This window comes from Caenibius tardaugens NBRC 16725 (assembly GCF_003860345.1).
GTDB lineage: Bacteria > Pseudomonadota > Alphaproteobacteria > Sphingomonadales > Sphingomonadaceae > Caenibius > Caenibius tardaugens.
This window is the reverse complement of sequence record NZ_CP034179.1, coordinates 1,339,143-1,363,168: the sequence shown is the minus strand read 5'-3', so window position 1 is coordinate 1,363,168 and position 24,026 is coordinate 1,339,143. Positions and strand designations below refer to the sequence as shown.

The following is a 24,026-nucleotide window of genomic DNA, read 5'->3' as shown; positions in this document are numbered from 1 at the left end:
ACTTGCCGTTTCGGAGTCGGTACATTGAACGCAATACTGAAGGTCTTTCATCACGGGCTTATTGTGCCGGACGTTCGCGCGGCCATGGATGGCCTGAGCCGCGATCTGGGTCTCGATTGGGCCGATTTGCGGCCATTCGATCCGCTGCGCGTATGGCTCCCGGGCGAAGGCTGGGCCGAGGCGCAATTGACGGTGACTTATTCCCGGCAGGGGCCGGTGCATTTCGAACTGATCGAAATGGTGCCGGGTTGTGCCTATGAACCGTTGCTGGCGGTGTCGCGCGCGCATCTTGGCGTTTGGGTGGACGATGTCGGGGCGGAGGTGGAGGCGCTTCTGGCGCAAGGTTGGCGCTTGATCCTTGCGGGGGCTTCGCCCGAACATCGCTATGGTCAGATGGCTTATCTGGTGCGCGATAACGGCCCGGTGGTCGAACTGGTGGGTGAACCGCTCCGGCCGATGATCGAAAGCTGGATCGGCGGCGTGGCCTGAACGGCTGACAGGCCCTTGCCCCGCTGGTGTGGAGCGGGGGGCGGGGTGGGGGCCGGGCGGGATCATGACCCCGCCTATACCGTGGCCATGCTTCCCAGAATGACCGTAGCCTGGCTCGACAGCGTGCCGCCGTTTCCATGCGCCAGAGCGAGATCGATTCCGGGGAGTTGGTTGGCCGCCTGCCCGCGTATCTGCCGTGCGGCCTCGATGATCGCAAACAGGCCGTACATGCCCGGATGGCAGTAGGACAGGCCGCCGCCGTTGGTATTGACCGGCAAGCTGCCGCCCGGCGCGATGGCGCCGCTGCTGACGAAGCGCCCACCTTCGCCTTTGGGGCAGAAGCCGAGGTCTTCCAGAAACAGGATCGTGTTGATCGTGAACGCGTCATAGAGCTGCACGGTCTGGATATCCGCCGGGGCAACCCCGGCCATGGCCATCGCGCGCGGGCCGGATTCGCTGGCCGCCGTCACGGTGATATCGGGCGCCTGCGTGATCGCGTTCCACCATGTGGCGGCCGCTGCGCCCAGAACCGGCACCGGCGCTTGCGCCAGATCGCGCGCCCGATCGGTGCGCGTCATGACGATCGCGGCGGCGCCGTCCGTCACCAGACAGCAATCGCGCACCGAAATCGGGGTGCTGATCATGCGAGCGGCAAGGCAGTCCTCCAGCGTCAGGGGGCCTCGGGCGAACGCTTCGGGATTGGTGTTGGCCCAGGCCCGCGCCGCAAGCGCAACAGCGGCGAGATCTTCGCGCGTCGTGCCGAATGCATGCATGTGCCGCGCTGTCGCCAGCGCATAGGATGTCAGCGGAAACAGCGGCGCATAAGGCGCATCCCAGACATTGCTGGTGATCCGGGTGGCCAGCTTGCCGCCGTTGCTCCGCTGGTTGGAGCCATAGGCGATCAGGGCACAGTCGATATAGCCTGCCTGCAATGCCAGTGCGGCGCTGGCCATATGACTCATGAAGGCAGAGCCGCCCGTGCGGTTGTTGTCGGTATAGCGGGGGTGGATGCCAAGATATTCGGCCAAGGAAAGCCCCGCAAAGAAATCGTCCGGCTGGCAGACATACAGGGCGTCCACATCCGGCAGGGTCAGGCCTGCGTCGGCCAGCGCGCGCAGCGCGGCTTGCGCGGTGAGTTCCAGCGAACTGTATCCCGGCATTTCGCCAATGCCGTATGTGGCCAGTCCCGCGATGGCGGTTTTCCCGCGTGGAAACAGATCACCCATGGCTATGCCCCCACCGGGCGGAACAGCAGCAGTGGCGCCTCGCCGCTCTGGTCGATGACCGCTTCCACCTGTAGGCCAATGTGCAAGGTATCGGGTGTCACGTTTTCAACCCGGCTCATCACCCGAACCCCGTCATCAAGATCAATCAGCGCGACGTTGTACGGTGCCTTCGGTGGGCGCTGCTGCACCCAGGAAAAGCTGTAGACGCTTCCTGTGCCTGTGGATGCAAACCATTCCAGCGCATCGTCGCCGCTGCCCGGCGCCGCCACACGCGGGGGGAAGATGGCACGGCCATCGCGCGTGCGTTGCAGCACGAGCTGCCCCTGGGCCAGCATCGCGCGCCAGTGTGCTTCGGGGCTGGTCATACCGCTGCCTTCACGGCACCGCTTTCCAGCAGCCGGGCGATCTCGTCTGCGGTAAACCCTGCCTCCGCCAATATCGCCTGACTGTCTTCGCCCAGTGCCGGGCCGGGATCGCCTATCGCCCCCGGTGTTTCGGAAAATGTCGTCGGTATGCCCGGAAAGCGCAAGGTCCCGCACGGCGTTTCCCGTTCCTGCCAGAAGCCTGTTTCGACCAGATGCGGATCGTGCAGCAGATCGTTGAGGCTGGTGATCGGCATGGCTGGAATCTGCGCCTGCCGGAAAAGCGCGAACCAGTCGTCGGTGGTGCGGGTGGCGATCACCTCCGCCACTTTGGCCAGCACCTTGCCAATATTGTGGGTGCGCGAGCGCATCGATGCGAACATGGGATCGCGTGACCATTCCGGATTGCCCAGCACGTCGAAAAACGCCTGCCAGTGCTTGTCGTTATAGATCATCACGCCAATGTAACCGTCCGCCGTGCGATAGGGGCGGCGGGCTTCCGATGTGACTCTGGGATATTCCGGCGGGCCTTCCGGGGGCACGAACAGCGATCCGCACAAATGTTCCACCATGGCAAAGGAAACGAGCGTCTCGAACATCGGGACTTCGATTTCCTGCCCGATGCCCGTGCGTTCGCGGGCATAGAGCGCGGCAAGAACGGAGTAGGCGCCCGTCAGCCCGGCGACCTTGTCCGCGATAACCGTGGCGGCATATGTCGGTTCGCCCCCTGACAGGCGCGCCTGCAGATCGACAATGCCGGACGCCGCCTGCACGATATCGTCATAGGCGGGATAATCGCGATAAGGTCCGCCCCGGGCAAAGCCATAAAGGTTGGCGTAAATGATCTGGGGATTGGTTTCGCGCAAGGCGGGGTAGCCCAGCCCGAGACGGCTGATCGCACGCGAGCGCATCGAATGGATGAATACGTCCGCATCTTGCGCGAGACGGAGCAGGGCGGCGCGGGCTTCGGGTTGTTTCAGGTCCATCGCGAGGCTGCGTTTCCCGCGATTGGCGTTCAGGAACATTGCCCCGCGTGACGGATCGGGCCCCGGCGGGATGAAGCGGGTGGTATCGCCCTGCGGGCTTTCCACCTTGATCACATCCGCCCCGAGATCCGCGAAAATCTGCGTCGCATAGGGGCCCATAAGGACGCTGGTAAGATCGAGAACCTTGACCCCGGCGAGGGGGCCCTTGCCGCGCCCGCTCATGCCCGGGCTCCTGCCCCTATCCGGAATTTGCCGTATCCCGTCATGGTGCGTGGGGCAGCCTCCTTGCCGGTGCAAAGGCTATGCGCCACAGCGCCCCCTCGGGGAAGACGCGTGACGGGGGTCATACTGGTTCGGCGTTGCCCGGACACGGTGCATTCTCCCCTTGTCGCCGCAATCCATAGTACGGTCGTCTGTGCATCCTAGCTTACCCACCATGACAAAAAAAGGCATCCATGACTGTCTTTTTTGTGCCGCATGTCAGAAAGTTTCTGCGCCATTTTCGGGCTTTGGCGATAGGGAAAGCCGCAATGATGCACCGTTCAATCATGCGCGTGCGCGGCCTTGTATGCGATCCAGCCCGGCAACGGTTCCGGGAAATCGGCGGGCATGGGATGGGCATAGGCATGGTTGCGTAGCGGTGTCGCCAGAATGTTGGGGTAATCCTCTATCGCCACGTAATAGAGGAAATGGATCGACCGTTCCGCGATCTTCCAGCCGTCATCGGTGTTGCGATACCTGTCGTTGTACCGGATCGCCGCGACCATCATCCGGTCGTTGCGCCACAATTCCGCATGACCGCTGACACGCCCGGTGGCGTCCCGATCGCCATCGCCGATAAAATCGATCTGGATGTCGTGCATGAAATGATGGCCCGGCCCCAGCACGGCGAACCGGGCATCGTATTGGGCCATGATCGCGTCGATCCCACGGGCATGCATCACGCCGTCAGCCGATTGCAGCAGGGCATCCGATGTAAACAGCGCACGGATACCGGCGATGTCGCGATCGTCGATCGTGAAGCAATACCGCGCGACCAGTTGCCGGATCTGCGATTCTGCCTCCAGACGGGCCAGGCGATTTTCAAGGCTGGGCATATCCGGCTGTCCTTTCCTGGGATGTGGCATCCGGGCGCATGGCCCTGATCTTGTCTTCCAGCAGTTTCAGCAATGCCGGGACCATGGTTTCATCGAGGGCCCCTGTCGTCAGGCTGGTGGCCATCCCTTCGATCAATGTCTGCGACAGTGCCATGGCGTGTGCGAACTGGTCGGGTGCGGAATGCCATTCGGGAAACAGCATGATGGCCTCGGCATTAAAACGTTCGCGATACTCAAGTTGCAGCGGCAGCATGATCTGGGAAAGTTCCGCATCGGTCCGCGCGGCCATCGCCAGTTCCTGAAAGGCGATGAATGCCGGGCGCTGGACTTGACGCCAATAGGCGCTGACCATTGTCGCGGGGTCGTGCTGGCTTGCTTCCGATGAACGGCGAAAGGCCCGTAGACGCCGTTCGTGAAGCTCCACGATGGTTGCACGGATCAAGGTCGCGCTGTTCTCGAAATGGTGCAGCATTGCGCCGCGCGAAAGGCCTGCCGCCTTCGCCACCAGCGGTGTCGTGGTGCCTGCATAACCCCGTTCCACCAGACACTGGATCGTGGCTTCGATCAGCCTGCTGCGGGTCTGCGCGCTTTTCAGCGATTGGCGGGTCGGGGTGGCGGTCTCCCGCCTTTCCGCGGTTGTGTTCGGGTCAGGTGGTTCACGCACGGCGCCAGCCACCGCATCGGCCTTTGAGAAGGACAGAGATGCGGATGGCGATCGATGCGCAGGCATAGATCATCCGCTGGTCTTGTGCGCGGAACCGACAGTTGTATCCGCTTCGCCGGTGCGCAAGGCATGCGCACGGTCGCGTATATACTGGCGCAGGCTGTCGATCTGCTTTTGGGAAAATTCCCCAAAGCGCGGCATGCCTGCCGGGACCAGCGCGCCCTCCTTGACGACTTGCGAAAACGCCGCCGGATCGGCCGCGATAGGTGATGTGCGAAGATCCGGGGCCGATCCGCCTGCGACAACGGCTGTGCCATGGCATACCGCACAGCGGCCCGCATAAAGGGTTTCGCCCTGACCGGCGGCGACAGGATCAGGTTTGTAATCCTGATCGGCGAAAGCGACGGGTTTGAATGGTTCGCGCGGGGGCAGTTGCAGTTTGCCATCCAGCGCGAACGTCAGCACACGCCGGGCCTGGGTGCGGTAATCGATCCCGTACTTCGCGAACATCGGCCCGAACAGACCCGCACTCGTGCCGATACCTGCGATAACCGTCACGTACTGTTTGCCCTTCACCCTGTAGGTGATCGGCGGCGCGATCACGCCAGCGCGTGCATCGAAGTTCCATAGCCGCTTGCCCGACATCGCGTCATACGCGGAGAAACCACCATCGGGGCGCCCCTGAAAGACAAGGTTGCCCCCGGTCGCCATGACGCCGCCATTCAGATGCACATCCATCGGAATTTTCCAGCGCGCTTTCTGGGCGGTGGGGTCCCATGCGATCAGCCAACCGGTAACCGGCGTGTCGCCCGCATCGATGGAATATCCCACGCCGGGGGAAAGCCCCATGTTGCCACTGAAACGGAAGTTTTCCCGCGTGATGCCCGTATCGTCGAAATGCACCTGCAAATCGATGGCCGGAATATAGGCAAGCCCCGATTTGGGGCTGAACGCCATCGGCATCCAGCTATGCGCGCCCAGAGGCGTGGGACGCATCGTGGTCTTGCCGCTTTCATACCGAACGCCGGGTGTTTCGACCGGACGACCGGTCGCCAGATCGATCTTGCTGGCCCATGTCACGGTTACAAACGGTTCCGCCGAAATCAGCTTTCCGTTCTTGCGATCGATGACGTAGTAAAAGCCATTCTTGGGCGCGGTCATCACCACCTGCCGTGGTTTGCCGTCAATGGTCAGATCGGCCAGTTCCATATCCATGGCGGCGTTGAAATCCCAGCTTTCGCCCGGATTGATCTGGTAATGCCATTTGTAGGCACCGGTTTTCGCATCCAGCGCGACAATCGAGCACACGAACAGATTGTCACCCACGCCTTTGGAGCGGATCTTGTGGTTCCACGGTGCGCCATTGCCCGTCCCGAGCAGGATCTGGTCGTTGGCCTTGTCGTAAGTGATCGCGTTCCAGACACTGCCGCCGCCGCCATATGTCCACCAGTTCCCTGACCAGGTCTTGGCGGCCATTTCCATCGCCTTGTTCTCAAAGCCGTCTGCCGGGTTGCCGGGCACGGTGTGGAACTTCCACAGGAACTTGCCGGTATCCGCATCCCAGGCGGTGACGAAGCCGCGTACGGCGCTTTCGTCCGATCCGGCATTCCCGATGATCACTTTGCCGTCGAACACCCGTGGCGGGCCGGAAATGAACATCGGATCGTCCTTGCCGAACGTTTCGACAGACCAGGCTGGCTTGCCTGTCGTTTCGTCCAGCGCAATCAAGCGGCCATCCTGCGTCGCCGTGATCACCTTGTGATTCCAGTAGGCGATGCCCCGGCTGCCCCAGCCCTGCCGCAGCTTGATGCCGGATGCCTCTGGCGCCTTGGGATCGTAAGTCCATTTCACTTTGCCGGTGGCGACATCGATTGCGCGCACCACGGAATAGCCGCTGGCGAGATAGACTGTGCCGGCGACCTCGATCGGCCCTGTCGCCGGATTGCCAGGAGGGAGGTCGACCGCCCAGACAAGCCCCAGTTTCCCGACATTGTCCGCATTGATTTCTGCCAGCGGGCTGTAATGCTGTTCGCCATAGGTGCGACCGAAAGCGGGCCAATCATCCCCGTCGCTATCGTCGTTCAACTGCGTGAGCCAGCGCGTCCCGGCGGGCGTGTCGTGGCCGGTGCCTTGCCCATCGTTGGCTCCTGATGCGCCACACGCGGCGAGCGAGAGCAGGGCGATGGTGGCGAGTGCTCCGTTCAGTACTGCGCGCGCATGTGTCCGCAAAACCATCAACTTCGCCTTATCACGGGTTACGGCGCACATTGATCACGGCGCACCGTGACGACCGGTGACCTGACAGAAGACCGCCAGGTCACCGGTCGCAGGTTCATTTTTCGCTGCCAAAGGAAACACCGACTTCGAGCCCGAAGTAACGCGGGGGACCATATTGCGAGTTGAGCCAGAGCCCGGCCACGTTTTGTATGCCCACCCGATAGCGTTTGTCGGTGAGGTTCTTTCCGACCAGCCGGACGTAATACTTGTTCTCGGTTTCAGCGAGGGTGATCGATCCGTTCACCAGTGTGCGGGCATTGAGGAACGTATTGCCCAGGGGATCGTCAATCGCCTGCGTGTTGAGATTGCGCCCGGTGTAGGCAACGTTGCCGTTGAAGGTCAGCTTGAGATTATCGCTCACCGGCAAGGAATAGACCGCGTCTGCCGTCCATTGCCATTTCGGTGCGCGATCCAGCGGCGCGCTGGCCAGATCGTACCCGGCGTTGGCAGCCGTATACTTCTTGTACTTGCCGTCCTGATAACCCAGTACCCCGCGCAGGGTCAGCCCTTCGACCGGGGTGGCGGAGGCTTCGATTTCCAGACCTTTCACGTCCGCGCTGGCGGCGTTGACAAACAGCGTGACCTGATTGGGCTGGCCGTTGACCTCGATCGGAACGTTGAGCTGCTTTTGCAGATCGCTGTACTTCACATAGAACGCTGTCGCGTTCAGGCGCACGCGGTTGTCGAGAAATTCGGACTTGAAGCCGATTTCGAAGCTGTCAGCCTTTTCCGGGCTGGTTGCGCGGGCGGCCTCGCGGAAGGCGTTCAGGTCATCACCGAATGCCGCAAAACCACCAATCTGATCGTTGAATCCGCCACCCTTGTACCCGTGGGAATAGGTGCCAAACAGATAGAGATCGTCGTTGGCCTGATAGCTGATGCTAGCCCGATAGGTGGGCTGGCGCCATTTGTCAGTCAGGGTGATGACATTGGCGGGATATTTGTAAACGCTGGCATCGAGGGCGTGATCGATCGAAATGCTGGGATCGAAACCGCCGCCCAGCGCCGGGATGAAGGTCTGCTGCCGGCCGAGCCAGGTCTTGTTATCCCAAGTGTAGCGGCCGCCTGCGGAAAGGGTCAGTTTCTCACCCAGTTTCAGCGTGCCTTCGAAGAACACGGCCCGCGATTTGGAACGCTGGGCATTGCACAGCATATAGGGGGTGTTGTTCCATTCCCCGAAAGGCAGTGGCCCGGAGGTCAGGTCGAGAAAGCCGAGCAACTGCGCCACGCAGAAATCGATCTTGTCGCGCTGGTAGAAGCCGCCTGCGACAAAGTTGAAAGGCCCTTCGAGATCGGAGGCGAAGCGCAGTTCCTGTTGCCATGTCTTGCGATTGTCATCCCGGCTCGCGTCGAAAAATGACAAGAGTTGCCCGTCGTTGCCAACAGCTGTGGCACCGGCATAGGAATTGGGAATGCGCGAACGCTGGAACCGGTATCCGGTGACCGAACTGATCGTGCCGATGCCCGTGTCGTACTGGAGATTGGCATAAAAGCCATCCACCGAAATACGCTGCCCCTTGTTCATGTACATCAGCCCGTCTTCGCGGCCGGTGTAGGCGGCGCGTTTGAGCGGATCGGTACCTTTCGCACCCGGGTCGGTCAGGCCGAGCAGATCGGTCACGAAGGCGCCGGTGCCGGTATAGAGGTAGTTTTCGTTGACTGACGGGACGACATCCGACCGGTCGCGAATCCATTCGTACTGTAACAGGGCGGAAAAATTCGATGACGGCTCGATCAGCAGTTTGGCGCGGGCTTGCCAGACATCCTTCCCACCCAGTCGGGAACCGTCGAGGCACCCTTTCGCACCTTCGAACTTGTTGGCGACGAACCCTGTCACCGGGCCATAACAGGCGCCGTTCTTGTAATAGCCGTCGGATTTTTCATACCCGCCCACGACCCGCAATGCGGCGATATCGCCAATCGGGACATTGAGCGCGGCCTGGACTTTCTTCTGCCCGAAATCGCCCACTTCCGCGCGGGCATCGAACCCGAGATAATTGAGAACCGGCCGCTTGGTGCGCACTGTCACGACGCCGCCGGTCGTGTTCTTGCCGAACAGGGTGCCCTGGGGACCGCGCAGAACTTCGACCTGGGCGATGTCGAACGTGTCCAGCAATTGGGTTTGCACCGATGGCACAACGAAGTCGTCGACGAGCACGGCAACCGGCGGTTCAAAATAGACGATGATCGATGTCTGTCCGACACCGCGCATGGCGAAACTCGCCGCGTTGAAATTGGCGATGGTGGCAGCGGAGAAGTTGGGCACGAAGGCGGCAATATCGCCCAGATCGCGCGGTGCGGCCTGCGCGATCAGACTGGCGTCGACAGCCGAAACGGATACTGGCGTGGATTGCAGATCAGTGTCGCGCCGCGTGGCGGTGACGACAATTTCCGCAAGGCCTGTGTTGGTTTGCGGCGTAACGTTTTGCGGTTTTGCCGCGGGTGCATCGGTGCCTTGCGCAAATGCCGGGACGCTTGCGAGTCCGGCGATGAGTGCAACCACGCATGTCGAGCCATAGAGCTGCCGGGTGAACATTGCCTCTCTCCTTGTGCCCCGCCATTGTTTGCGGGTTGATCGGTGAATATCATGACTGGAACGAAAGGCAATCATTCATGTATGTTTTTTTAATGTGGCGAAAATTGCCCTGGAATCGTGGGTTTTTTGGTGATCTTCGTGGGAATAATGCCTGAGGCTCAGGCTGTTCAATGCATTCATGATTGTTTTTATTGTGAGCGGTCCTATGCTCCATTTTGATAAGTGCGGTGCTGCCAGCCGGTCTGATGGCAACCGCAAGAAACATGGGCCTGAGGAGAATGGTCTTGGCGTTCAGCTTTCTGTCGCGTTTTCGCATAAAGGGGGAATGCGAGGATGAGTTTCTTGCTCTAGCGCGGGAAATGGAAGTGCTGGCGCAACAGGAACCGGGTACGCTGCACTACAAGTTTTTCCGCCTCGCCGAACCCGGCATGTTTGCCGTGCACGAAAGCTTTGTCGATCAGCAGGCGGATGAAGCGCATATGGCCTACGCGCATAACCGGCCCCTGATCGCGCGCATCGTGGATTGCATGGACGGGGCCTACGAACGCGAGCTTCTGTTTGATCTCGAACCGCACCCCAAAGGATAAGGCCGATGCCCGCCAAAAGCTTCATCGCACAATTGCGCACGCGCCCGGAGAAACGGGCTGACTTGATTGCCTTGCAGTGCGAACTCAAGCAGCTCGTTTTTACGCATGAGCCCGATGTGCTGGTCTACGAGCTCTTTCAGTCGGATCAGGACCCGGATCTGTTTCAGGTGATCGCAACCTTTCGTGACGAGGCGGCCTACGAAAAGCACATGCAGATCGATTTTCACGACCGGCTGGTCCCGGGCATCCTCGCTTGCGTGGCAGAAGATATGCAACTGGATTTCTACCAGTCGCTATCCTGATAGAAAGGCATGGGCCTGACAGAAGGGCGTGGGGCTGACAGACAGGTGCGCGGGCGCCAACGATGCGCCTGCGCTGTTCCCGGCGGCTATTCGTTGATGAATATGGGCGGAAGAGCGATGGCCCCGGGGCTGAACCGTGCCTTGTGGGTATGCACTTCATCCGTGTGCACGGTAAATTGCGTCAGAATGGCTGGGCCGAAGGCCGTGACCAGCGCCGCATCGGTCGCATCCCGCCCGCGGGCCATGAGAATGCGTCCTATCCGTGGTTCGTTATGACGCGCGTCATAGGTGTACCACTGGCCATCAATATAGACATCGAACCATGCGCTGAAATCCATCGGCGCATCGATCGGGGGAATGCCGATATCGCCAAGATATCCGGTGCAATAGCGCGCAGGAATATTCATGCAGCGGCACAGGGTAATGGCAAGGTGCGCGAAATCCCGGCACACGCCAGCACCTTCTTCATAAGCCATCCAGGCGGATTTGTCGGGTCGTGCAAACTCATATCCGAAGCGGATGTGATTATGGACGAAATCGGTGATCGCGTTGACGCGATCGCGTGCCGATGGAATGGCGCCGAACAACGACCATGCCAGTGGCATCATGCGATCGGTTTCGCAGTATCGGCTGCCCAGCAGATAGACCAGCACATCGTCGGGAAGACTTTCCACCGGGAGTGCGGAGCTTTCGGGCGCGGGTATATCCGGTTGACCGCAGTCGGCGATAATGAAGCTGTTTTTCAATGTCACGCCGCCCGGCGGCACGGTAAAACGGGAACAGACATTACCGAACCCGTCACGATAACGGGTCAGGGGGAGGTTAGGGAAGGCTTCGACCCGGTCAGGTGTCCTGAGGTCATCCCTGCGCGATGGATGCACGTTCAGTGCTGCCAGCATGGGCGTCGGTTGCATTGTCTCGAAGTGAATTTCAAAGCCTGCCCGGATCAGCATATGCAACCTCTTGCGCTACTCAACTAACGCGTTGTAATCCGTTCCGGTTTCCGGTTTTTCGCCACGTTTTGCGATGCAAGGACCAGATGTGCCGCGTTCGCGCCCGGTGGAAGAGCGCGCCTATGTCAGGCGGTGGGCATCGGATCGGTCAGACTGACAAGGCCTCGATCGCCTGTTGCAGATCCATCTGATTGAACGGCTTGCCCAGCCGGACGAAGGCCAGATCCTGATCGGAGGGCGTTTCACCGTATCCGGTGGCCAGAATGATTGGCATTTCCGGCCGTTCACGTCGGATCGCTTCTATCAACTGGCTGCCGGTCATGCCCGGCATCGCCTGATCGGTGATCAGCAGATCGATTTCGGGATGATCGTGCATCAGCTGCAGCGCTTCCTCGCCTGAATGCGCCTCGATAACACGATGGCCGAGATCTTCGAGCAGCGCAGTGGTGTTCATCAGGATGATCACGTCATCATCGACGGCCAGAACTGTTTGTGCATGGTTCAGCATGGTGCTGGCGGTTTCTCCATCGTGGCTCTCGGCAGGTTGCGGATGCTGGCTGATGGGCAAGTATATGTGTGCATCGGTCCCGATCCCTTCGCGGCTTTCGAGATGAAGCGTGCCGCCAATCTGACGGGCAAAGCCGTGGATCATCGACAGGCCGAGACCGGTCCCTTTGCCAACGCCCTTGGTTGTAAAGAAGGGATCGGCGGCCCGGGCCAGCGTCTGCGCATCCATGCCGCTGCCCCGGTCGCGTACGGTCAATCGGATATAATGGCCTGCCGCGAGTTCCGGGACGTCTCTAGGTCCAACCGCTCGTTCCTCTGCCGTTATGCGGATTGTCCCGCCGCCGGGCATCGCATCGCGGGCGTTGACGACGAGGTTCAACAGCGCCATTTCGAGCTGATTGACGTCTGCAAAGGCCGCGGGAAGATCGCCGGGAAAGCGCATGTCGATCTGAAACATGGGGCCGAGCGATCGCTGCAACAGTTCCATCATGCCGGAAACGAGCGGTTGGATCTCCACATGCTCGTTCGCCAGTTCCTGTCGTCTGGCGAAGGCGAGCATGCGCTGTGTCAAGGCGGAGCCGCGTTCCGTTGCCTTAAGGGCATTGTCCAGCAATTTCATGTGCTGGGAATCACCGGGATTGCGTTTGCGCAGCAGTTCCAGGCTGCTGTGGATCGCCATAAGCAGATTGTTGAAATCGTGGGCCACGCCGCCGGTGAGTTGGCCGATTGCTTCCATTTTCTGTGATTGGGACAAGGCTTCGCGGGCGAGTTCCAGTTCGCGCTGGGCATGTTCGCGTTCGGTAATGTCACGGGTAATCTTGGCAAATCCGATCAGTTTTCCGGCATCGTCATGGATCGCATCGACAACGACACTGGCACGGAAATGTGTTCCATCCTTGCGCACGCGCCAGCCTTCAGCGGCAAGATGTCCAACCTGACGCGCGGTCAGGAGCGCCCGTTCGGGATCGCCATTTTCGCGATCTTCCGGGCGATAGAATGCCGAGAAATGCTGCCCGATAATTTCCTCGGGTCGATAGCCCTTGATCCGCTGCGCGCCAGCGTTCCAGCTGGTCACGTAGCCTGCGTCGTCCAGCATGTAGATGGCGTAGTCTGTAACCCCCTGAACGAGCAGGCGGAAAAGGGTCTGGCTGTGCTGAAGTGCTGACGAGCGTTCTTCGGCGCGCTGTTCCAGCTTCTCGTTCAGTTCGAGCAGGCGCTGGGCAGTCATGCGCAGTTCGACTTCGGTCCCGATCCGTTCGATATGTGCCCAACTGCGGTCGGCAATCTCCCGCATCATGGAAAGTTCGCTGATTGTCCAGCGATGCGGATGGTCACGATGGACGGCCATCAGGGCTTTCAGCCGCCCTTCCTTCACCAGCGGCATGCACAGTGTGGCCTGTGCGCCGATCGCCAGGAACGTTTCCGCCGGTTCCGGGGGCAGTTCGGCCCGGACATCGTTGATGATCAGGGGCGCGCCCCGCTGAAGCCCCTCAAGCGCCTGCTTCCCGAATGCGGACAGTGTGTAGTGGCCCACAATCGAGCGCGCGCCGGAACCCGTCCAGTCGCCGCGTATGCTGAACCCGTTCTGGTCGGGGTCCATATCGGCGTAAGCGCAGATCGTGGCGCCGAGTTCCTCACCGGCCATGCGCGTCGTGATGGCCATGATGCTGTCGGCATCGCTGCTTCTCATCGTTGCCTTGGCCAACCGATCGAAGAACCGCAGGCGTGCCTCGCTTTCGCGGAGGGCTTTGTTGGCTTGCATTGCTCCGGTGGTTTCGGTGACAATCGCAAGCACGCCGGCCGGGCAGCCATCGTCATCATAAACGGGTGAATAGTCCAGATTCATCCGGACATCTTCCAATGTGCCCTTACGTGTCAGGTGGAGGATCTGGTCCTTGGAGGTGAGGTTTCCGCCAGCGAGGACGACTTGCATCACGTTGTCATCGAACCAGGCCACTTCAGGCCATGCTTCGCCAACCGGCAGCCCGAGAATGCGCGGATGATTGTCCGCAGCGAACTGCGCATAGCTGTCGTTGTAAATCATGGTGCCCTGTTTGCCCCAGAGCATTACCATGGGAATGGTGGAATGAAGGATGAAGGCGACGATAGCGCGGAGGCTGGGGGGCCATTGGCCCATGGGGCCCAGTGGCGTTGCAGACCAGTCGTAACTGGCGATGCGGCTGCCCATGTCCCCCAATGCATTGCCCAATGCATTGAGGGTGTAGCTTTCCGTGGAATCAAGTTCTGGCAATCGCCACTCCCCGTATCCTTCTCCGTTCCATACGAAGGAGAAGGGCCGATGTTCCGGGATCAGTATCGTGAGGCGGTGAAAGAGACGATTATCACGGTGCAGATGCGGGGTTTGGCCGCGTGAAGGAGGTGGTCAGTCGTGGGGTAGGGCTTCGCGCCATTGCCCTTGCGCCAGTCCATCCAGTGTCCAGTCACCGATGCGCCAGCGCACAAGGCGCAGGGTGGGATGGCCCACGGCGGCCGTCATGCGCCGGACCTGCCGGTTGCGTCCTTCATGAATGGTCAGTTGCAGCCAGCAGTCGGGTACGGTCTTGCGGAATCGGACCGGCGGGTCGCGGGGCCACAGCGCGGGATCGTCGATCCGTTCCACCTTGGCGGGCAGGGTAAGCCCATCCTTCAGGCGCACGCCCTGGCGCAACATTTCCAGAGCCTTCTCGTCCGGTTCCCCTTCCACCTGCACCAGATAGGTTTTGGGGGTCCTGTAGCGGGGATTGGCGAGCCGGGCCTGCAACCGGCCATCGTTCGTCAACAGCAGCAGGCCTTCGCTGTCGCGATCAAGACGCCCCGCTGGGTAGACTCCCGGAAGATCGATGAAAGAGGCCAGCGTGGTGCGCGCGCCGCCGGTGCTTTCGTCGGTAAACTGCGAGAGAACGTCATAGGGTTTGTTGAAAAGGATGAGCGTCATTCGGCCTCGTCCTGCGTGTCGAAGGCAAGGCTGCCCTGGTTGACGAGCGCGACAATCAGATCCGCAGCCGCGTGCGAGTCAGCGAGGCGAGAGGTGGGGGTGAACATTCGGTCTGCGCACAGGCGCTCGGCCAGTGGGGCGGTGTCTGCCGTGCAAGCGAAGGAGTGCCCGTCCACGAACAGCAGGATGGAGCCGTCCGCCATGCGGGTGAAGGCGAAACGGCTGGCCGGGTTGCGGCAGAGTGGCGCGCCTTGCGCCAGCAGCGTCTGCACGGTTTCCTGCGTGATTGCCTCTTCCGGGCTCCAGTCCACCTCGGTATATTTGGGCATGCTGTTGTGGGTGCCGAACCAGCGGGCGAAGGCTTCGCGGTTCGACAGGGCCTCCAACATCATGCTTTGCAGACGATCGATGGCCTGCGCGGCAATTTCGCCGGGGTTGGCCTGTATCGTGAGGTCAGGATCGGTGTAGCGGTCTTCGTCCGCCATGGCATCGGCCTGATGTTCGGACCAGAATTCGGTGATTTCCGCGCGTGACGGCGCGCGAAAGCCGATGGAATAGGTCATGCAATCGTGGCCGACCGCGATCCCGTCATGCGCGAAGCACGGTGGGACATAGAGGATATCGCCGGGTTCGAGTATCCATTCATCCGTCGCCGCGAAATCGGCAATCAGCCGCAAATCCGGGTGCGGCAGCAAGGGTGTGGCGGAATCGCAGCGGGGGCCGATCCGCCACCGGCGTTTGCCCAGTCCCTGCACCAGAAACACGTCGTACTGGTCGTAATGGGGCCCCACGCCGCCACCGTTGGTGGCATAGCTGACCATGACATCGTCGATGCGCCAGTCAGGCACGAAGCGGAAGGGCTCGATCAGTGCCGCCACATCGGGCACGTGATGGTCGACGGCCTGTACCAGCAGGGTCCAGGGCGCGCTCCCCAGTTCAGCAAAGCGCGTTTCGGGCAAAGGGCCATTTTCCATCGCCAGGCCATTGTCCGTGCATGTGATCAGGCGGGACTCGGTCCCTTCCTCGCAGGCGAGACCGGCCAGTTCATCGGGTTCGAGCGGGTTGTGCCATGCCTGCCAGCCCTGCCGAATAAGCAGGGGCTTTTTTTGCCAGTAATCGCGCAGGAACGTGGCGATATCGAGATTGAGCTGCTGCATGCCGCCGCCATGCGCGCAACAGGGGCTGCTGTCAAAAGCAGGGCAGGGCCGGGTCATACCTAACGTTTGTGGCAGGTGGCCACGGTTTTTCGTGTGCACTGCGCCGTCCTGTCCTAGCGTGCGTTCCATGAGCGATGATTTTCCCGTGGACGGGGAGAGCGGCGACACCTCCTCGGGATCTGCACAGGCGATCCGGCCGCCAAGCCAGTGGCTTACTCTGGCCGAACCCAGCCGGGCAGGCCTGGAAGCGCTGGGCCTGTTCACGCTGGCGCCGTTGCTGGCGCTGGCACCGCGCGGTGATGGCCATACCGTGCTGGTGCTGCCGGGTTTTGCAACCAGCGATCACGCCACCGCCCTGTTGCGCCGGTTTCTGGTGCGGCGCGGCTACGATGCCCGCAGCTGGGATCTCGGCTGGAATCTCGATCACAAGACCGTGGGCGAACAGGGGGAGATCATCACCGCGCGCATCCGGGCCTTGTGGGAAGAAAGCGGGCGTACCGTCAGCCTCGTGGGGTGGAGCCTGGGCGGGGTTATTGCGCGTGAAGCCGCCCGCCGGGTGCCCGACGGGGTGCGCAATGTCATCACGCTGGGCAGCCCGTTTGCCGGCGATCCCAGCGCCAATGCCGTGCGCGGTCTTTACGAACGGCTGAGCGGCAATATCATCGATTCGCCGACCACGCGTGCGCGCTATGCCGCAGGTGGTCAGCCGTTGCCGGTGCCGTCATCTGCCGTCTTCAGCCGGACTGACGGGATCGCCGCATGGCGCAACTGCATCGGCATTGAAAACGAGATCAACGAGAATGTCGAAGTGGTCTCAAGCCATTTCGGACTGGTGGTGAACCCGGCTGTCCTGCATCTTGTGGCCGATCGCCTTGCCCAGCCGGAAACGGGGTGGCAGCGGTTCCGCCGCCCGGGGGCACTGGCCTTTCTCTATCCCGATACGCCGGTAGAAAACTGACGCGCAGAATGATCGGAACGGGTGCTATCCGCGCCCGTAGGCAACGTGTTGCGCACCCTGCCGCAAAAGGTCGATACTCAGGATCGCCAGATCGTGTTTCACCCCGTCGGCATCGCGAACATGGTCGCGCAGCATGGCTTCGGCGCGGAAACCCATTTCCTCGAACAGGGCGATCGCCCCGCGCTGTTCGGGCAGGATGCTGACAACCAGTTTTTCCGTGCCATCGGCCAGCGCAAGGGCAAAGGCCTGTTCCGCAAGTTGCCGACCCACGCCGATGCGGCGGTGGTCGCGCGATACCACGATGCGGATTTCCGCCACATGCGGCGACCAGCTCAGCGCGTCGCGGACCAGAGCCGCGCAGCCGATCAATTCGCCATTGGCAAAAGCGAGATGGCTGCGGATCAATCCGCTCTCGGTCTGCCTGATCCATGCCGCGACCACTTTTTCGACCCGGATATCGCGCTGCAGGAACAGCAGATCGGCAATCGGCAGGGCCGCAGCGAAAGCGAGAATGGCGGGCGCATCCTGCGCGGTCATCGGCCGGAGTTCAAAGCCTTGGTCGTTTGTCGTCACCGCGTTCATCCTATGTCGATCTCTTGCCCAGCCATGCATCGATGGAAGGCCACAACCGCCCCACCGCCCCCGGACCAGCCACGACGCTGACGTGGCCGCCCTTGCTCAGAATTTCCTCGCAATCTGTGGACCCGGTCATGGTCAGCAGGGGCGCGGCGCCTTCGCGTGCCACCACATGATCGTGTTCCGCCACCACGCTGAGGATCGGGGCGGTAATCGCCCCCAGATCCACAGGTTTGCCATCCAGCCGCATGCGCCCCTCAAGCAGGGCATTGTCCCACAACAGGTCTTTCACGATCTGGCGGAAGTACCGACCGGGCATGGGCAGGGTTTCGGCCGCCCAGCGATCGAACATGCGGTAGGATTTGACGAAATCGTCATTCCACAGATTTGCCCAGAGATGCATCATCCCGGCGGTGCGGTTGGCCGGACGCATCAGATCGAATGCGCCCAGCATCAGTTCGGGGGGAATGATGCCGAGGGAATCGACCAGCTTGTCGACATCGAAATGCGCTTCGTCCGCCCAGGCGCGAAACAGGCGCATATGGCGAAAATCGACAGGTGTGGTGAAGCACAGCAGATTGGCAATGCGGCCGGGATCGGCCAGCGCGGCGTAGAGCACGGCGAGCGTTCCGCCCATGCAGTAGCCGCTGATCGTCAGTTCCTGCTCACCCGTTTCCTTGGCAATGTAATCCGCGCATTGGGCAATGAAATCGAACACATAGTCTTCGAGGCCCAAGTCCGCTTCGTCGGCGCGCGGCGGCATCCAGTCGAGCAGGTAAATATCGTAACCCCGCTGCAGCATGAACTCGAAAAAGCTCTGCCCGCTCGCCAGATCGAAAATATAGCCCCGGTTGCTGGGCGGGGACACCATCAGCAGAGGGATGCGATAGACCTCGTCCGTAACCGGGCGATAGCGATAGAATGCCATGGTGCCGCGGCGGATCAGCAGATCGCTTTCCATCGCGCCAACCGTCTGACGTGGAGCGGTAAGAAATTCGAGGCCTTTGATATTCCGTTGCAGGGCGCGATCAATCTCGCGACGCACTCTATCGCCTATGGATAGCGTTGCGTTCTGATCCTGCTGGCCTGTCAATTGGCGGGGTCCGCCGGCTTGCGCGTGCGGCGCGGACGGGCAATCGGCGTTTCGCTGCGCGCCTGCATCGCGACGAGCGCATCCAGTTTCTGCTCGATCCGATCCATGCGGTCGAGCGCCTCGCTCATCTGCGCCTGTGTGGCAAGTTGCATCGATCGAACGAGGCGATCGAGATTGTCTTCCATGCTTTTGCGCGTGGCGAGAGTCAGCTTGGTGGCCTGATTCATCGATCCGGCAAAGGTTTCATTCGAACTGATCTTTGACGATAAATCGTTCAGCTGCCGTTCCCACTGGGAAATCATACGTTGCCATGCGGCCAGCGGGTCGAATTCGCTCTGTTTTGCCATGCAGCTACCTCTCGAACCATGCGTCGGCCATCCGCTTGCGCATGACAACCTAGCCAAAATATCAGGGGTGGCCGCAGCGCCGATGGCGCACCGTGCGAGACCTTCCAAGGATGGAGAAACCGCGTGGCTTCCCGGCGCTGCGCATGCCCGGATCGGTCAAGATATCGGCGGGTTCGGCGCTTTGATCGATGCGTCCTGTTCGCTACATCGGGCGGGGTCTGGATAGAAAAGGCATGGGGCGATGAAAGCGGTTTATTATTACGAGAATGGCGGTCCGGACGTGATGGAGTACGGTGACGTGCCCGATCCCGTGCCCGGTCCCAACACGGTGTTGATCCGCGTCGCATGGATTTCGATTGAAGGTGGCGACCTGCTGAACCGGCTTCATGCGCCGCCGCGCAGCAAGCCGTTCGTTCCCGGATATCAGGCCGCAGGCACGGTCGAGGCCGTGGGAGACGCGGTCACGCGTTTTCGGCCCGGCGACAAAGTGGTCGGATTCAACTGGAACGGCAGCCATGCGGAACTGTTCGCTGTACCCGAACACTATGCCTATCCTGTGCCAGACCATCTCGATCTGCGGGTGGCCGCCATTGTTCCCGTTGCCATGGGCACGGCGCACGATGCCCTGTTCGAATACGGCCACCTGAAAGAGGGAGAATTCGTTCTGGTGCAGGGTGCTGCGGGCGGGGTGGGGTTGCCGGCGGTGCAACTGGCCGCGAAAGCCGGGGCGATCGTGATCGGCACCGCATCGGGGAAGGATCGCCTTGCCCGGATCGCCCCCTTTGGCATGCATCACGGGATCGATTACCGTACCGAAGACATCGCTGAACGGTGCAAGGATATCACTGGCGGCAAAGGCGTGGACCTTGTTCTCGATCTTGCGGGCGGGCGGGGGAAAGACAAACTTGTCCAGGCCCTTCGCCCTCGGGGGCGTTATCAGGTGATCGGTGCGGCAGAGGGAACCCTGCCGACGTTCGGGTTCATGGAACTGATCCAGAAGGCGATGCAGGTTAACGGTATTTCGTTTGGCCGGGATATGCACGCCCCACGGGTGCACAGCCTGCTTGCCGATCTGTTCGGCCGCGTCGCCAATGGGGAGCTTGCCCTGCCAATCGACCGGGAGTTTCCCTTATCGCAGGCGCGCGAAGCGCATACTTTCGTTGCCGAAGGGCACCCTTTCGGGCGGGTGCTGATGCGGCCATGACGCAACATCCGGGTATGGCCAAAAGCAGGCGCAATGGCCTGTCAAACGCAGCGGGGTGCTGCGACGGCACTCCACTATGAGCGCCGCTCACTGCCGTCGAAGCGTCCTTATAGTTACCTGACAACACGCAGAAATCAAATAATTATTTCCAAATACCGCGAAGCTGCAAATTGCAGGCCTTTGCATGGCCCGGCGGGTGGCGCCAAGGCGGGGCTATCCGCAGCGTGCGTCGCCGGTGCACAAAAAGAAATGACCGCGAAAACGCGGCCATCAAGTTTGGGGAGGAAAGCAGCGGCGCCTAAGAGGGGGGAAGGAGTGCGCCGCTGCAGGCCCTGTTTAGCAGAGCTGACTGAATTGGATGTGAACCTCTTGTTTAGGTTCGCTACAGAGTTAAGAAAATTTGCATCGCGGGTTGTGTGGACGCCGGTTGTGCGTGTTCACGCTGACGCGGGATCGCAAGTCATGCAGATGTGTTGTTAACCCAAAGGACGGCAACTGATGCAGGCAAGAGCCGCTGCCATGAATGACCCGCACAAGGCGCCCATCTCTCATCCCGAGCGTGTGATCTTTCCTGACGCAGGATACACAAAAGGGCAGCTCGCAGGTTATTACGAGGCGGTGGGGTCGCTCATGCTGCCGTTTGTCGCAACGCGCCCGATGAGCCTTGTTCGCTGTCCGCAAGGACAAGGCAAGAGGTGTTTTTTCCAGAAACACGACAACGGCGCCTTTGGTCCCGATGTCCATCATATCCCGATCCGCGAAAAGGATGGTGGGTTGGAAGACTACATTTACATCGATGATGGCGCGGGCATTCTGGCTTGTGTGCAGATGGGCACGATCGAATTCCATGTCTGGGGCAGCCGTATCGATGATGTCGAGGCGCCTGATCGCATGATCTTCGATCTCGATCCGGATGACGGACTGGATTTCGCCGTGGTGACGCGTGCTGCCGAAGATATTCGCGATCGGCTGGCCGGACTGGGGTTGACCAGCTTTGCCATGCTTTCGGGGGGCAAGGGCGTGCATGTCGTCGTCCCGCTTGTCCCCGGTCATTCGTGGGATGCACACCGGGATTTTGCCAAACGTTTTGCCGAGGCGCTCGCGCGCGCTGAACCGGAACGCTTCATTGCAACGATGAGCAAAGCCCGGCGCAAGGGCAGGATCTTCATCGACTGGCTGCGCAACCAGCGCGGTTCAACAGCGGTGGCGCCCTATTCGGTGCGTGCCCGCGATGGCGCCCCAGTTGCGGTTCCTGTCACCTGGCCGGAACTGCGCAAGATGGACAATGCGCATCCCTATGCCCTTGTCGATGCGGACGTTTTGCTGAAGCGCGGCAGGGCAAAAGGTCTGGATGGCTGGGGGGTTGCCGATCAGGGTTTGCCCGAAAGCTAGATTATAATGGTAATTCAGTATGAAAGGCCTCTATCGTCAGATGGACGGAGGTCGCGCCACTGCGGGTGCGTACGCAGGGGGAGGGCATTTTTGAAAGTTGCGTCCGCACCAGTGGACGATGAACCGGTCGCCGCTCTTGCGAAACCGGTTGTCGATCCGAATTCACAGGCGCAGCGGGATTTTGAACGTCTCGCCCGGGCGGCCGGGATGGATCCGGCGAACCCGTGGATCGGCGGCTATGTCGCATATGAATGGCGCCATCTGCGCAAGTTGCTCGACGTTTATGGCCTTCCGGTCGACGGGCGGACGATTTTGGAGTTCGGCTGCAATGTGGGGGGCTCATCGGTCGTATTGGCGGCGCTGGGCGCGGATGTGACGGCGATCGATGTCGATCCTGATATGATCGGGGTGGCGCAGGCCAACATTGCCCGGCATCATATGGATGGAAGGGCACAGGCGCGCCATGTCACTGACACCCGCCAGCTTCCGTTCGAGAGCGCCGCATTCGACCTGGTGATCGCCAACAGCGTTCTGGAATATGTCGATCCCGACCATCTGGACCAGATCATGGCTGAACTGCATCGGGTGGTGCGACCGGGTGGGTTGATGTTCATTTGCGGAACCGCCAGCCGTCTCGCCATGCGTGAAATCCATTCGCGCCGGTGGCTGGTCAACTTTGTGCCGCGCTGGCTGGATCGGTGGACCGGGATGCCGCTGCAACGGGGGCTGAGCCCGATGCATCTTGCCCGATGCCTGAAGGGGCGTTTCGTCGCATGTTCGCAAAGCCGCTGGCTCGTCGCGCGGCGGGCGCTGCACGGGCGGCCCTCGTCCGGGATGCACGCGCTGGCGCAGGGGGCGCGGCTGATCGGGTGCAGTCCCGGCTGGCTCGCGCCGAATATGGAATTACTGCTGCAGCGACAGGATATGTGATCCTGTCGCCGCCAAAGCCGCCAGACACCGTTGCGGGTGTCCGACGGCGCGTGGTTCAGATTACGCCCAGTGCCCGCATCCCTTCGGCAACGCGCACGAACCCGGCGATATTCGCCCCCAGTACGTAATTGCCGGGGGCGCCATATTCGTCCGCCGTTTCCGCACAGGTGTCGTGAATATTCATCATGATCGCGGCGAGGCGCGTTTCCGTCTGCTCGAAGGTCCAGCTGTCGCGGGACGCGTTCTGCTGCATTTCGAGAGCCGATGTCGCAACGCCCCCAGCATTGGCCGCCTTGCCGGGGCCGAACAGGACGCCGGCTTCCTGGAACAATTGCACGGCTTCGGGGGTGCAGGGCATGTTTGCGCCTTCGCCGACGGCCATAACGCCGTTTTTGATCAGGGCACGGGCATCGCGGCCGGTCAGTTCGTTCTGCGTGGCCGATGGCATGGCGACATCGCAGGCGACGTCCCAGATCGATCCTTCCTCGATATAGTGCGTGCCGACACCTTTCAGGCGGGCATATTCGGACATCCGCGCACGACGGGTCAGCTTCAGTTCCTTGACGAAATCGAGATCGATCCCGGCCTCGTCAACAATATAGCCGTTGGAATCCGAACAGGCGACGACAGTGCCGCCGAATTCGAGAATCTTTTCCATCGTATAGATCGCCACGTTGCCCGATCCCGACACGACGCAACGCTTGCCTTCAAAGCTGGTCTTGCGGGTTTCGAGCATGCGCTGCACGAAGTAGACCGCGCCATACCCGGTGGCTTCTGTCCGTGCCCGGGAACCGCCGTAAACCAGCCCTTTACCGGTCAGGACACCTGCCTCGTACCGGTTGGTCAGGCGCTTGTACTGTCCGAAGAGGAAGCCGATCTCGCGTCCGCCCACGCCGATATCACCGGCGGGCACATCGGTATATTCACCGATGTGGCGGTAGAGTTCGGTCATGAACGACTGGCAGAAGCGCATGATTTCACCATCCGACCGGTCGCGCGGGTTGAAGTCCGATCCACCCTTGCCTCCGCCGATCGGCAAGCCGGTCAGCGCGTTCTTGAAAATCTGTTCGAAGCCGAGGAATTTGATGATCCCCAGATTGACCGAAGGGTGGAACCGCAGGCCCCCCTTGTAGGGGCCAAGCGCCGAATTGAACTGGACGCGGAAGCCACGATTGATCTGCACCTGTCCTCTGTCATCCACCCAGGGCACGCGGAAAATGATCTGCCGTTCCGGTTCGCACAGGCGTTCGATCAGGGCATAATCGACATATTCGGGATTTTTGGCGATCACGCGGCCGAGGCTTTCGAACACCTCTGTAACAGCCTGATGGAATTCATCTTCCCCGGCATTCCTGCGCAGCACTTCGGCAAGAATGGGTTCCAGTTTTTCATCAATCTTCGACAACGCTCGTTTCGCTCCTGATCTCTCTGCGCGGGGCTGTACATAA

21 protein-coding genes and 1 pseudogene are annotated in these 24,026 nt (G+C 61.0%); 7 read left to right on the top strand and 15 right to left on the bottom strand.

The annotated features are described in order from the left end of the window. Positions 1 to 24: 24 nt before the first annotated feature. The gene (locus EGO55_RS06150) at positions 25 to 489 is read left to right on the top strand and encodes a VOC family protein (RefSeq protein WP_052023723.1); all 465 of its coding nucleotides are present in this window, start codon (positions 25 to 27) and stop codon (positions 487 to 489) included. 74 nt (positions 490 to 563) lie between these two features. Here the strand turns inward: EGO55_RS06150 and EGO55_RS06145 are convergent, their stop codons facing one another. The 7 genes from EGO55_RS06145 to EGO55_RS06115 all read right to left on the bottom strand — a co-directional run bounded on the left by EGO55_RS06145 (position 564) and on the right by EGO55_RS06115 (position 9,637). Continuing rightward, complete coding sequence (locus EGO55_RS06145; protein ID WP_021690942.1) at positions 564 to 1,715, bottom strand: acetyl-CoA acetyltransferase; 1,152 nt, start codon at positions 1,713 to 1,715, stop codon at positions 564 to 566. 2 nt (positions 1,716 to 1,717) lie between these two features. Continuing rightward, a complete protein-coding gene (locus tag EGO55_RS06140) occupies positions 1,718 to 2,080 on the bottom strand; it encodes a Zn-ribbon domain-containing OB-fold protein (protein WP_021690943.1) in 363 nt (120 codons plus the stop codon). Next, positions 2,077 to 3,285 (bottom strand): CaiB/BaiF CoA transferase family protein, encoded by a 1,209-nt coding sequence (locus EGO55_RS06135; protein WP_021690944.1) that lies wholly within the window; start codon positions 3,283 to 3,285, stop codon positions 2,077 to 2,079. The genes EGO55_RS06140 and EGO55_RS06135 overlap by 4 nt, the downstream gene beginning before the upstream one ends. Positions 3,286 to 3,605: 320 nt before the next feature. Further along, positions 3,606 to 4,160 carry a nuclear transport factor 2 family protein gene (locus EGO55_RS06130; RefSeq protein ID WP_021690945.1) on the bottom strand — a complete coding sequence of 185 codons (555 nt, stop codon included), beginning with the start codon at positions 4,158 to 4,160 and terminating at the stop codon, positions 3,606 to 3,608. Further along, positions 4,147 to 4,824, bottom strand: coding sequence for a TetR/AcrR family transcriptional regulator (locus tag EGO55_RS06125; RefSeq protein ID WP_052023730.1), 678 nt, complete (start codon positions 4,822 to 4,824; stop codon positions 4,147 to 4,149). The genes EGO55_RS06130 and EGO55_RS06125 overlap by 14 nt, the downstream gene beginning before the upstream one ends. Before the next feature lie 69 nt (positions 4,825 to 4,893). Further along, entirely contained in the window at positions 4,894 to 7,059 is a 2,166-nt protein-coding gene (locus tag EGO55_RS06120; protein WP_021690947.1) for a PQQ-dependent dehydrogenase, methanol/ethanol family, read from the bottom strand. A 97-nt stretch (positions 7,060 to 7,156) separates the two neighbouring features. Continuing rightward, positions 7,157 to 9,637: a TonB-dependent receptor gene (locus tag EGO55_RS06115; RefSeq protein ID WP_021690948.1), complete on the bottom strand. Its 2,481-nt coding sequence runs from the start codon at positions 9,635 to 9,637 to the stop codon at positions 7,157 to 7,159. Positions 9,638 to 9,921: 284 nt separating this feature from the next. Here EGO55_RS06115 and EGO55_RS06110 point away from each other — a divergent pair, with 284 nt between their 5' ends. Both EGO55_RS06110 and EGO55_RS06105 read left to right on the top strand, forming a co-directional pair. Further along, the gene (locus EGO55_RS06110; protein WP_021690949.1) at positions 9,922 to 10,224 is read left to right on the top strand and encodes a putative quinol monooxygenase; all 303 of its coding nucleotides are present in this window, start codon (positions 9,922 to 9,924) and stop codon (positions 10,222 to 10,224) included. A 5-nt stretch (positions 10,225 to 10,229) separates the two neighbouring features. After that, the gene (locus tag EGO55_RS06105) at positions 10,230 to 10,526 is read left to right on the top strand and encodes a putative quinol monooxygenase (protein WP_021690950.1); all 297 of its coding nucleotides are present in this window, start codon (positions 10,230 to 10,232) and stop codon (positions 10,524 to 10,526) included. An 86-nt stretch (positions 10,527 to 10,612) separates the two neighbouring features. Here EGO55_RS06105 and EGO55_RS06100 read toward each other — a convergent pair whose 3' ends face one another. From EGO55_RS06100 to EGO55_RS06085, 4 genes are all read right to left on the bottom strand, one after another. Then, positions 10,613 to 11,479 (bottom strand): transglutaminase-like domain-containing protein, encoded by an 867-nt coding sequence (locus EGO55_RS06100; protein WP_021690951.1) that lies wholly within the window; start codon positions 11,477 to 11,479, stop codon positions 10,613 to 10,615. A 148-nt stretch (positions 11,480 to 11,627) separates the two neighbouring features. Further along, positions 11,628 to 14,237: a PAS domain S-box protein gene (locus EGO55_RS06095; RefSeq protein ID WP_021690952.1), complete on the bottom strand. Its 2,610-nt coding sequence runs from the start codon at positions 14,235 to 14,237 to the stop codon at positions 11,628 to 11,630. Positions 14,238 to 14,369: 132 nt separating this feature from the next. Further along, complete coding sequence (locus tag EGO55_RS06090) at positions 14,370 to 14,921, bottom strand: rRNA large subunit pseudouridine synthase E (RefSeq protein WP_021690953.1); 552 nt, start codon at positions 14,919 to 14,921, stop codon at positions 14,370 to 14,372. Then, positions 14,918 to 16,078, bottom strand: coding sequence for a cupin domain-containing protein (locus EGO55_RS06085; protein WP_021690954.1), 1,161 nt, complete (start codon positions 16,076 to 16,078; stop codon positions 14,918 to 14,920). Before EGO55_RS06085 ends, EGO55_RS06090 begins: the two co-directional genes overlap by 4 nt. A gap of 127 nt (positions 16,079 to 16,205) precedes the next feature. On the opposite strand from EGO55_RS06085, the gene EGO55_RS06080 reads away from it, so the two are divergent. After that, positions 16,206 to 17,036, top strand: coding sequence for an esterase/lipase family protein (locus tag EGO55_RS06080; RefSeq protein ID WP_021690955.1), 831 nt, complete (start codon positions 16,206 to 16,208; stop codon positions 17,034 to 17,036). A 24-nt stretch (positions 17,037 to 17,060) separates the two neighbouring features. Here the strand turns inward: EGO55_RS06080 and EGO55_RS06075 are convergent, their stop codons facing one another. The 3 genes from EGO55_RS06075 to EGO55_RS06065 are packed head-to-tail and all read right to left on the bottom strand — an operon-like array spanning position 17,061 to position 19,052. Then, positions 17,061 to 17,618, bottom strand: coding sequence for a GNAT family N-acetyltransferase (locus EGO55_RS06075; protein WP_021690956.1), 558 nt, complete (start codon positions 17,616 to 17,618; stop codon positions 17,061 to 17,063). A gap of 1 nt (position 17,619) precedes the next feature. Beyond that, positions 17,620 to 18,657: an alpha/beta fold hydrolase gene (locus tag EGO55_RS06070; protein ID WP_021690957.1), complete on the bottom strand. Its 1,038-nt coding sequence runs from the start codon at positions 18,655 to 18,657 to the stop codon at positions 17,620 to 17,622. A 44-nt stretch (positions 18,658 to 18,701) separates the two neighbouring features. Beyond that, entirely contained in the window at positions 18,702 to 19,052 is a 351-nt protein-coding gene (locus EGO55_RS06065; protein ID WP_021690958.1) for a hypothetical protein, read from the bottom strand. Positions 19,053 to 19,293: 241 nt separating this feature from the next. Between EGO55_RS06065 and EGO55_RS06060 the strand changes: the two genes are divergently transcribed. The 3 genes and pseudogenes from EGO55_RS06060 to EGO55_RS06050 all read left to right on the top strand — a co-directional run bounded on the left by EGO55_RS06060 (position 19,294) and on the right by EGO55_RS06050 (position 22,578). Beyond that, positions 19,294 to 20,256 (top strand): quinone oxidoreductase family protein, encoded by a 963-nt coding sequence (locus tag EGO55_RS06060; RefSeq protein WP_021690959.1) that lies wholly within the window; start codon positions 19,294 to 19,296, stop codon positions 20,254 to 20,256. Positions 20,257 to 20,799: 543 nt separating this feature from the next. Continuing rightward, positions 20,800 to 21,648 (top strand): annotated as a pseudogene (gene ligD, locus EGO55_RS06055) (non-homologous end-joining DNA ligase); the annotation flags it as partial. 90 nt (positions 21,649 to 21,738) lie between these two features. Continuing rightward, complete coding sequence (locus tag EGO55_RS06050) at positions 21,739 to 22,578, top strand: class I SAM-dependent methyltransferase (RefSeq protein ID WP_021690961.1); 840 nt, start codon at positions 21,739 to 21,741, stop codon at positions 22,576 to 22,578. Between the two features lie 55 nt (positions 22,579 to 22,633). Here EGO55_RS06050 and gdhA read toward each other — a convergent pair whose 3' ends face one another. Next, the gene (gene gdhA, locus EGO55_RS06045; RefSeq protein ID WP_021690962.1) at positions 22,634 to 23,983 is read right to left on the bottom strand and encodes an NADP-specific glutamate dehydrogenase; all 1,350 of its coding nucleotides are present in this window, start codon (positions 23,981 to 23,983) and stop codon (positions 22,634 to 22,636) included. Between the last annotated feature and the right edge of the window lie 43 nt (positions 23,984 to 24,026).